The sequence below is a fragment of the Acetatifactor sp. genome, assembly GCF_982438285.1.
The window spans coordinates 1-9,221 of the sequence record NZ_CEWDFQ010000099.1; the positions used below are offsets into that span (position 1 = coordinate 1).

The 9,221-nt window shown below is 49.4% G+C and carries 9 protein-coding genes; 7 read left to right on the top strand and 2 right to left on the bottom strand.

All coding sequences use genetic code 11. The features are described 5' to 3' along the window. Together AC1WIP_RS06685 and abc-f are read right to left on the bottom strand one after the other, a co-directional pair. A partial coding sequence (locus AC1WIP_RS06685; RefSeq protein ID WP_481141120.1) for a hypothetical protein occupies positions 1-724 on the bottom strand: 724 nt, incomplete at its 3' end. 416 nt (positions 725-1,140) lie between these two features. After that, complete coding sequence (gene abc-f / locus AC1WIP_RS06690; protein ID WP_481141121.1) at positions 1,141-3,054, bottom strand: ribosomal protection-like ABC-F family protein; 1,914 nt, start codon at positions 3,052-3,054, stop codon at positions 1,141-1,143. A gap of 122 nt (positions 3,055-3,176) precedes the next feature. Between abc-f and AC1WIP_RS06695 the strand changes: the two genes are divergently transcribed. From AC1WIP_RS06695 to AC1WIP_RS06725, 7 genes are all read left to right on the top strand, one after another. After that, on the top strand, positions 3,177-3,824 hold the full coding sequence (locus tag AC1WIP_RS06695) for a redox-sensing transcriptional repressor Rex (RefSeq protein WP_481141122.1): 648 nt from the start codon (positions 3,177-3,179) through the stop codon (positions 3,822-3,824). A 12-nt stretch (positions 3,825-3,836) separates the two neighbouring features. Then, the gene (locus AC1WIP_RS06700) at positions 3,837-4,460 is read left to right on the top strand and encodes a hypothetical protein (protein ID WP_481141123.1); all 624 of its coding nucleotides are present in this window, start codon (positions 3,837-3,839) and stop codon (positions 4,458-4,460) included. Between the two features lie 117 nt (positions 4,461-4,577). Next, positions 4,578-6,113: an NAD(P)H-hydrate dehydratase gene (locus AC1WIP_RS06705; protein WP_481141124.1), complete on the top strand. Its 1,536-nt coding sequence runs from the start codon at positions 4,578-4,580 to the stop codon at positions 6,111-6,113. Next, positions 6,089-7,258, top strand: coding sequence for an alanine racemase (alr, locus tag AC1WIP_RS06710; protein ID WP_481141125.1), 1,170 nt, complete (start codon positions 6,089-6,091; stop codon positions 7,256-7,258). Before AC1WIP_RS06705 ends, alr begins: the two co-directional genes overlap by 25 nt. An 88-nt stretch (positions 7,259-7,346) precedes the next feature. Continuing rightward, complete coding sequence (locus AC1WIP_RS06715; RefSeq protein ID WP_318705117.1) at positions 7,347-7,688, top strand: type II toxin-antitoxin system PemK/MazF family toxin; 342 nt, start codon at positions 7,347-7,349, stop codon at positions 7,686-7,688. A 109-nt stretch (positions 7,689-7,797) separates the two neighbouring features. After that, positions 7,798-8,526 (top strand): YebC/PmpR family DNA-binding transcriptional regulator, encoded by a 729-nt coding sequence (locus tag AC1WIP_RS06720; protein ID WP_481141126.1) that lies wholly within the window; start codon positions 7,798-7,800, stop codon positions 8,524-8,526. Between the two features lie 56 nt (positions 8,527-8,582). After that, a partial coding sequence (locus tag AC1WIP_RS06725) for an aminotransferase class I/II-fold pyridoxal phosphate-dependent enzyme (protein WP_481141127.1) occupies positions 8,583-9,221 on the top strand: 639 nt, incomplete at its 3' end.

Consider the following 9,221-nt stretch of genomic DNA (forward strand, 5'->3'; position numbering starts at 1 on the left):
TGATTACGTCATTCTTTCTCGGTGTGTATCTGCCAAACGGCGTTATAAGCTCCGTGCGTTCCGTATCCTTACAATCGGTATTTATGACCATATATGCCCTGTTACCGCCTATATTGAACCAAACCTCACAGACGAAGCTGTCGCCAAAGCCGTAAAACTGAAAGAATCCGTCATGTGACTTGAAAATCACAAAGTCTTCCATGCCCTCGGAAACAAGGCTTATGTAATAGTCGGCCTCTTTAAAAACGACTTTTTCGGCCTTTACGCCGCCAGCCGTTTCAACATCAGGGACTCTTAAGATGCCCGTTTTCGGCAGGCTTCCCTCTGCTGCGGCAAACACGACATTGACAAAGCTCTCTATGCCGTCCCCCGCCCCATTAATTATACGCTTCTGTACTTTCGTAATGGGAGAGGCGGTAATTTTTCCGTCCTGTGTAGAAAGTATAGGAAAGCCTTTGTTCTCTGTCCAGGCAAAGCCCTTTTCCGAAAGTCCCTCTCTCAGCAGCATTTCCCCAATATAAGCCCCGAACATGACAGCCACAGACGAAAGCGTTTTCTTTCCTTCCTCTCCGTCATAGCGTTCAATATTGTCATGATAGGCTCCGAGGATTACATCTGCATTTTTAGCGCTCTCAACCGTGTAATCGAGTTCTATCCCGCTTTTTTTGGCATAGCTTACGGCTTCCTCCGCGATACTGCCCGCAATTTCTTTAAATTGTTCCATCTATAGCTCACCTCCCCGGTAGATGGAAAGTTATAGCATATACTCAATAATAGTACGGTCCGCCCTTTGGCGGAAACTTGCAATCCCATTCCAAATGAGTTGCAATATGCTCCTTTGCTGTCCGCCAGAGCCGCCCACGGTCGCATCTCAGCCAGGCAAAGGGCGCGGAGTTGAGATAGATGAAGTAGTCTGCGTTCAAATGGTAGCCGCCCGTATCCAGGATCACCTGTTTCCGCTGGCATAAGACAGCCCCTCCTGTTTCTTTTGTCTGCCTCCTCAAATCGGATTTTTCGTTGATTTCATTGTATCATATTGTTGATATAAAGTCTACGAAAATTCAGGTGGTTGGAAGCGTAGAACAGGGCAGATAGCAGATGTTCTTTTAGATTGCCTTACAAAGAATGGGAAATCCCGGCTTATCTTGCCAGGATTTCCCATTCTTCATATAAGGCTTCCAGCTGTGCATCCACCTGTTCCTGTTCCTTCGTAAGCTCCATAAGCTTTGCGGCCTGGGTGCCCAGGGAAGGGTCGGAAAGCTGTGCGCGCAGTCGCCCAAGCTGCTCTTCCAGTGCAGCAATTTTTTCCTCACATTTTTTTAAATCGTTTTCCTTTTTCCGAATCCGGGCCTGCTCCTCCTTTTGGGCCTTCCAGTCCTGCTTTGCCTCGGAAGAGGAAGGGGCCAAAGAGGGGGCAGAAGCGTCAGCAGGAGCAAAGGAAGCCATGACAGTATCTCTTTTTTCCAGATAATAATCATAATTTCCAATGTAATTGACAAACCGGCAGGCCGTGAGCTCTAAAATGCGGTGGGCGGTCTTGTTGATAAAATAACGGTCGTGGGAGACGTAGAGGACTGTGCCCTGATACTGGTTTAAGGCATCCTCCAAAATCTCCTTTGACATGATATCCAGATGATTGGTAGGCTCATCCAGAATCAGGAAATTGGCGTTGGAAAGCATCAGCTTTGCCAGAGATACCCGTCCCCGTTCTCCGCCGCTTAAATCTGCAATGCGCTTGAATACATCGTCCCCCGTAAAGAGAAAGGCGGCCAGCACATTGCGGATTTCTGTGTTGGAGAGATTAGGATACTCGTCGGAAATTTCCTCAAAAAGAGTTTTTTCACTGTGCAGCACATGATGCTCCTGATCGTAGTAACCGATCTCTACATTGGCGCCCAGACGGAAGGAGCCGCTGTCAGCAGGAAGCAGGCCGTTGAGTATTTTGAGCAGGGTGGTCTTTCCCGTGCCGTTATCTCCGATAATGGCTGTATGCTCCCCTTTTTTCAGTTCAAAGCTTACATCCTGAAACAGGGTGTGTCCATCGAAGCTTTTGCTTAAGCCCTCCACCGAAAGCACATCCTTTCCGCTTTCCCTGCGGGGAGTGAGGGTGAGCTTCATGTCTGCCCTTGCCTCTGTGGGCCGCTCGATCACGTCCATCTTATCCAGCAGCTTTTCCCGGCTTTCCGCCCGTTTGATGGATTTTTCCCGGTTGAAGGAGCGCAGCTTTTCGATGACGGCCTCCTGATGCTTGATTTCCCGCTGCTGATTCATGTAGGCATTCCAGGCCGCAGCCCTAAGCCTTTCCTTCTTTTCCGCGTAGGCAGAGTAGTTGCCGGAAAAGGTTGTGGACTTTGTCTGGTCGATCTCTATGATTTTTTGGGCAATGCGGTCCAAAAAGAAACGGTCGTGGGACACTACCAGCACAGCGCCCTTATAATTCATCAGATAGGTTTCCAGCCAGGAAATGGAATTCATGTCCAGATGGTTGGTGGGCTCGTCCAGAATAATCAAATCCGGCTTCTGTAAAAGCAGCCGTCCCAGGGCAACTCTGGTTTTCTGGCCTCCGGAGAGGGTGGAGACGGGCTTTGCAAATTCCTCTTCCTGAAAGCCAAGCCCCTTCAGCACACCAATAATCTCGCTTTTGTAGGAATAGCCGTTTTTGGTTTCAAAGGCATGGGTGAGAGCAGAGTACTCCCGCATCAGCTCCTCCAGCCGGCCATCGTCCGCAGATTTCATGCTTTCCTCACATTCCCGCATGCGCTCCTCCAGATCGATGAGCTCCTGCTTGACGGATAAAAGCTCCTCATAAATAGAACGGGAGGTGTCCGGCTCGCTGTTTTGGGCAAGATAACCCAACGTCTTGTCCTTAGAGAGCACTGCGCCACCCTGGTCGGGCTTAAGCTCGCCCACGATAATGCGCAGAAGCGTAGTTTTGCCCGCGCCGTTTATGCCTACGATGGCGGCCTTTTCATAATCTTCTATATGGAAGCTGATATTTTCCAACACTTTGTTTTCACCAAATGCCTTGGATATATTTTGACAGGAGAGTATCATAATTTATTCCTCCTCAACATTATCATAATATTTTACCTTGGAGAAATAATCCTGTCAATTCATTGACAAGTTTTTAACATTCGTCTATAATAATTTTATAAAATAGTTTGGAGGTAGTATCTTTGGAAGAAAAAGAAATTTCTCAAGCTGTCATCAGCCGTCTGCCAAGATATTTCCGTTATCTGGGAGAGCTTAAGGATGAAGGGGTTGAGCGGATATCCTCCCAGGAGTTAAGCGAGCTGATGAAGGTGACGGCATCCCAGATTCGGCAGGATTTTAATAATTTCGGCGGCTTTGGACAACAGGGCTATGGTTATAATGTGGAATATCTCTATAAGGAAATCGGCAAGATTCTCGGGCTGGATGAGAAGCACAACTTTATTATAATAGGAGCGGGAAATTTAGGACAGGCGTTGGGGAATTACCTGAATTTTGAGCGGAGAGGCTTTATTTTCCGGGGAATGTTTGACAAGAATCCAGCGCTTGTGGGCAAGGACGTGAGAGGGGTCAAGGTCATGCCCATGGAGGAGATGGAGCGCTTTGTCAGGGAGAACGACATCGATATCGCCGTGCTTACCATCCCCAAATCGGGTGCGGAGGAAGTGGCGGAGAGGCTTGTGGCAAATGGAATCCGGGCAATCTGGAATTTTGCCCATGTGGATTTGAATGTGCCGGAAGGAATTCAGGTGGAAAATGTGCATCTTTCCGACAGCTTGATGAAGCTATCCTATAATATCGGCCGTTATAAGCGGGAAAAGGATAAAGCATAGCAGGAGGAAGCTATGGGGAGCGAGGATAAAAAGGAAATTTTTTCAGGGGCCCTTCAAGGGAAAAAAATTCCAATATTGACGCTGGACAATAAATGGTACCGGCTGCTGGACGAGACTGGCAAGGCAGCTGCAGGAGAGCTGACAGAACACCTCAATGAGCTTTTGCGCAGACAGGGAAAGCTCAATACAGAGTCCAAGGAAATCAGAAAGCTGAAAAAGAAGCTGATGAGCGAGATTGTACCTATGGTAAATGAAGCAGAGCAAAGCGAAAATGCCGCCCTGGAGCAGAAAATAGAGGACAACAAGCGCCTGATTGCGGAGTGCAATGAAAAGCTGGCAAAATATCAGGACGAGATGCTTGAATTGCCTGGGGAGATTGACAAAGTCAATTTTCAACTGATGCTCTTTACCATGGAATGCTGTTATAGGACCATGAAGGAAAACAGAGCGGCCATTCAGGAGATTACGGACTGGGTGACTCAGGTCAGGATTGACTTAAAAAAGAATCTGATCCGCAGGCAGGAGATGGAGCAGCAGAATCAGGAAATCTATTCCTATATGCACGATGTGTTCGGAGCGGATGTGGTGGATTTATTTGATATGAGCATGTTTCCGGAGAATTCTTCGGAAAAATAGCAATGGGAAATACGCTTTGCGGGCTTCCTGGGTTGTGAATAAAAAGGATTGTTGCAGAACAGTCCTTTTTGTTTTATACTTGGAATGCGCAAAGGACAGCGCAGAAATGAGGCAAATATGAAATATCTGGTCACTGCAGAGGAAATGAAAGAATATGACCGCAATACCATAGAAAGAATCGGCATTCCGGGCATGGTGCTTATGGAGAGAGCGGCGCTTGCGGCACTTGGAGAAATCCGGAAGATTATGGAAAAATGTCAGGATCAGAGGAAAAGAGTGCTGATTCTTGCCGGGATGGGGAACAATGGCGGAGACGGACTTGCATTGGCCAGGCTTCTTGCAGAGGAGTCCTGGGAGGTGGAGGTATGGCATGTGGGAGAAAGAAAAAAGGCTTCTCCACAGTGGGAGAAGCAGTCTGCCATTCTGCAAAATTATCCTGTGAAAACAGGCAGCAAACCTCTCAGGGAGGAATATACTATTTTAATAGACGCATTATTCGGAGTAGGACTTTCCAGAGAGGTGACGGGAGAGTTCGCCCAGGCCATAGAAACCTTTAACAGCCTTTCGGGGTATAAGATAGCCCTGGACGTTCCAAGCGGCATTGATTCTGACACCGGACGGGTGCTGGGAACAGCCGTGAGGGCGGATATGACGGTGACCTTTGGATTTTTGAAAAGGGGGCTTGTGCTGTATCCGGGCTGTCTTTACTGCGGAGAGGTGAAAGTAGACGGCGTTGGAATCGGCGAAGCCAGTTTTTTTGGAAGGAAGCCGCAGATGTTTTGCTATGACGAAGCCGCAGAGAGCCTTCTGCCCCTTCGGGACCCGGCGGGCAATAAGGGCACCTTTGGCAAGGTGGTTTTGGCGGCGGGCAGCAGGAATATGGCGGGAGCCGCAGTGCTGGCTGCCAGGGCGGCCTACCGGATAGGCGCCGGTATGGTCAAGGTGATCACGCCAGAGGAAAACAGAGTGATTGTGCAGCAGCAGGTGCCGGAGGCTTTGCTTGGGAGCCCAAAGGAGCTTTTGCAGAGTCTTAAGTGGGCGGATGTGATTGCCGCCGGCCCCGGACTTTCCACTGGAAAGCAGGCCCTGGAGCTTTTGCGGAGCCTGATCTTTGAAAGCAGCCTTCCCCTGGTGCTGGACGCAGATGCCTTGAATCTGCTTTCTGAGGAGAACACATTTTTTCAGGAGCTGTCCAGACAGGGGGCGGCGGGCAGGAGGATGATTTTGACGCCTCATGTGGGAGAGCTTTCCAGACTTATGGGAAAAACGGTGCAGGAGCTTAAGGAAAATCTCCCTGATGCAGGAGTAAGGCTTGCAGAAAGGCTTCACGCCGTTTTAGTGGTAAAGGATGCCCGTACCTTTGTGTGCCGGGAAGATGGGACTGTGTGCGTAAATCTGGCGGGCAACAGCGGCATGGCAACCGCCGGAAGCGGCGACGTTTTGGCGGGGGTGATAGCCGGACTGTGTGCACAGGGGATGGAACCCTTTGAGGCCGCTGCCGCAGGCGTCTGTCTGCATGCAAGGGCGGGAGACAAGGCAGCCTGCAGATGCGGTGAACACGGCCTGATGGCGGGAGACATTATTGAAAATATGGCATTTTGCCAGGATACGCAAAGGAAAGAAATCAGATGGACGAATGGAACGAGAAATTAAAGGCCTGTCAGAGAGGGTATGTGGAGATAAATCTGGATGGTATTGTGGAAAACATGTGCAGCATGAAAAGACATATCGGAGCGCATACAAAAATGCTGGGCGTGGTCAAGGCAGACGGCTATGGGCATGGCAGCGTTCCTATTGCCAGATGTCTTGAGGAGCTTGATTTTCTGTACGGCTTTGCTGTGGCTACGGTGGAAGAAGCCTGCAGGCTGCGGCGCGCGGGAATCAAAAAGCCCATCCTTATTCTAGGCTATGCCTTTCCCGATTCTTATGAAATGCTTGCAAGATGGGAAATTCGTCCGGCAGTGTTCCGGGAGGACTCCCTTAAGGCGCTGTCCCAAGGGGCAAAAGCGGCTGGAAAGCGCCTTAAGGTGCATGTAAAGGTAGATACGGGAATGAGCAGGATTGGCATTACGCCAGACGATGCGGGGCTTTCCTTTGTGCGCAGGCTTTCCATGGAGCCGGGGATTGAGATAGAGGGGATATTCACCCATTTTGCCAAAGCGGACACAAGGGACAAAACCAGCGCCCGACAGCAGCTTGGCATTTTCCAGGATTTTTTGAAAAGAATAGAAGAGGAGCTTGGCATCAAAATTCCCATAAAGCATTGTTCCAACAGCGCGGGGATTCTGGAGCTGCCGGAGGCAGACATGGATTTGGTCAGAGCAGGCATTGCCCTGTACGGACTTTATCCTTCCGGGGAGATGCGCAGGGATGTGGTGCCCCTGCGGCCGGCCCTGTCCTGGTACAGCACAGTAATCTATCTAAAGACCATTCAAAAGGGTCAGAGCGTGGGCTATGGCTCTACCTTTACCGCAAAACGGGATACCCGGGTGGCAACGATTCCCATGGGCTATGCAGACGGCTATCCACGGTCCCTGTCGGGGAAGGGATATGTGCTGATCAGGGGAAGAAAGGCCCCCATACTGGGCAGAATCTGCATGGACCAGTTTATGGCAGATGTCTCGGAGATACCGGAGGCTGCAGAGGGTGACCGGGTGACGCTGATTGGCTTTGATGGAAGAGAGCAGATCAGCGCAGAAGAGCTGGGGGAGCTGTCGGGACGTTTTCACTATGAATTGGTCTGCGACATTGGAAAGAGAATCCCCAGAGTCTATCTCCAGGGCGGAGAAAAATTTTGAATACCTCCAGATAAAACGGCAATACTATCGTACAAACAACGAGAGCTGTAGACAGCGGAAGCTGTTTGTATGGCAGAATGGAGGAAAAATGAAAAGAGGAGATGTATATTACGCGGATTTAAGACCGGTCATTGGCTCGGAACAGGGAGGCATACGGCCAGTGCTGATCATCCAGAATGATGTGGGAAACAGGCACAGCCCCACCGTGATCTGCGCAGCCATTACCTCTAAGATGAACAAGGCAAAGCTTCCCACTCACATAGAATTGAACGCAAAGCTTTATGATATGGATAAGGACTCTGTGGTTTTATTGGAGCAGCTTAGGACGATTGATAAGAAGCGTCTCAAAGACAAGGTATGCCATCTGGACGGCGAGGTCATGCAAAGGGTGAACAAGGCCCTGATGATTAGCCTGGAATTGGATACATAAAGGACCCGGGCTTGCAGTTCTTGACGAATGATATGGAAAATGGTATATTTATGGAAAATGTCTTTATGCAGAAGGCTTTGCAGGATAGAAGGAACAAAAGGAGAAAACCATGTCAGGACATTCAAAATTTGCTAATATTAAACATAAAAAGGAGAAAAACGACGCCGCCAAGGGAAAGATTTTTACCATTATCGGAAGAGAGATCGCGGTGGCCGTGAAAGAGGGCGGACCGGACCCGGGCAACAATTTCAAGCTGGCTGCGGTGATCGCCAAGGCAAAAGCCAATAATATGCCAAACGACACCATTGAAAGGGGCATAAAGAAGGCGGCCGGAGACACGGGAAATGTAAATTATGAATATGTCACCTACGAAGGCTATGGACCAAGCGGCATTGCCATTATCGTAGATGCGCTTACAGACAATAAAAACCGCACCGCAGCCAATGTGAGAAGCGCCTTTACCAAGGGACAGGGAAATGTAGGCACACCCGGCTGCGTGTCCTTTATGTTTGACAAAAAGGGGCAGATTATCATTGATAAGGAAGAGTGCGATATGGAGGCGGACGATCTGATGATGCTTGCACTGGATGCAGGCGCGGAGGATTTTTCCGAGGAGGCGGACAATTTTGAGGTGCTCACCGATCCGGACAGCTTCGAGGGGGTGAGGAAGGCCCTGGAGGACGCCGGCATTCCCATGCTGAGCGCTGAGGTGACCATGATTCCTCAGAATTATGTGGAGCTGACAGACGAAACGGCCATAAAGAACCTGCAGAAAACGCTGGATCTTTTGGATGAGGATGACGACGTACAGGCAGTTTATCACAACTGGGACGAATAAGGCGCACAGGGAGCTTAGGCTGAAAGGCAAAAAGAGCGTGGAAATGAGGAAAAAAGATGGAAAATAATTACAAAAAAGAAACGATTTGCATACAATCCGGATGGAAGCCTGTTAATGGACAACCCCGTGTGCTGCCCATTATTCAGAGTACTACCTTCAAATACGATACTTCAGAGCAGATGGGCAGGCTCTTCGATTTGGAAGAGAGCGGTTATTTTTATACAAGACTGCAGAATCCCACCAATGACTTTGTAGCCCAGAAGATTTGCGAACTGGAGGGCGGAGCTGCCGCCATGCTTACCAGCTCCGGACAGGCTGCCAACTATTACGCAGTATTCAATATCTGTGAAGCGGGGGATCATGTGGTTTTGTCCTCCACGGTTTACGGCGGCACCTTCAATCTTTTGACGGTTACCATGAAAAAAATGGGAATTCAGTGCACGGTGGTAGATCCTGATGCGCCGGAGGAGGAGATTGCAAAGGCATTTCAGGAGAATACGAAGTGTGTTCTTGCGGAGACCATTGCAAATCCGGCGCTGGTGGTTTTGGATATTGAAAAATTTGCGCGTCTGGCCCATTCCCATCAGGTGCCCTTGATCGTAGATAATACCTTTGCTACGCCTATAAACTGCAATCCTTTTTTATGGGGAGCGGATATCGTAACCCATTCCACTACAAAATATATGGACGGCCAT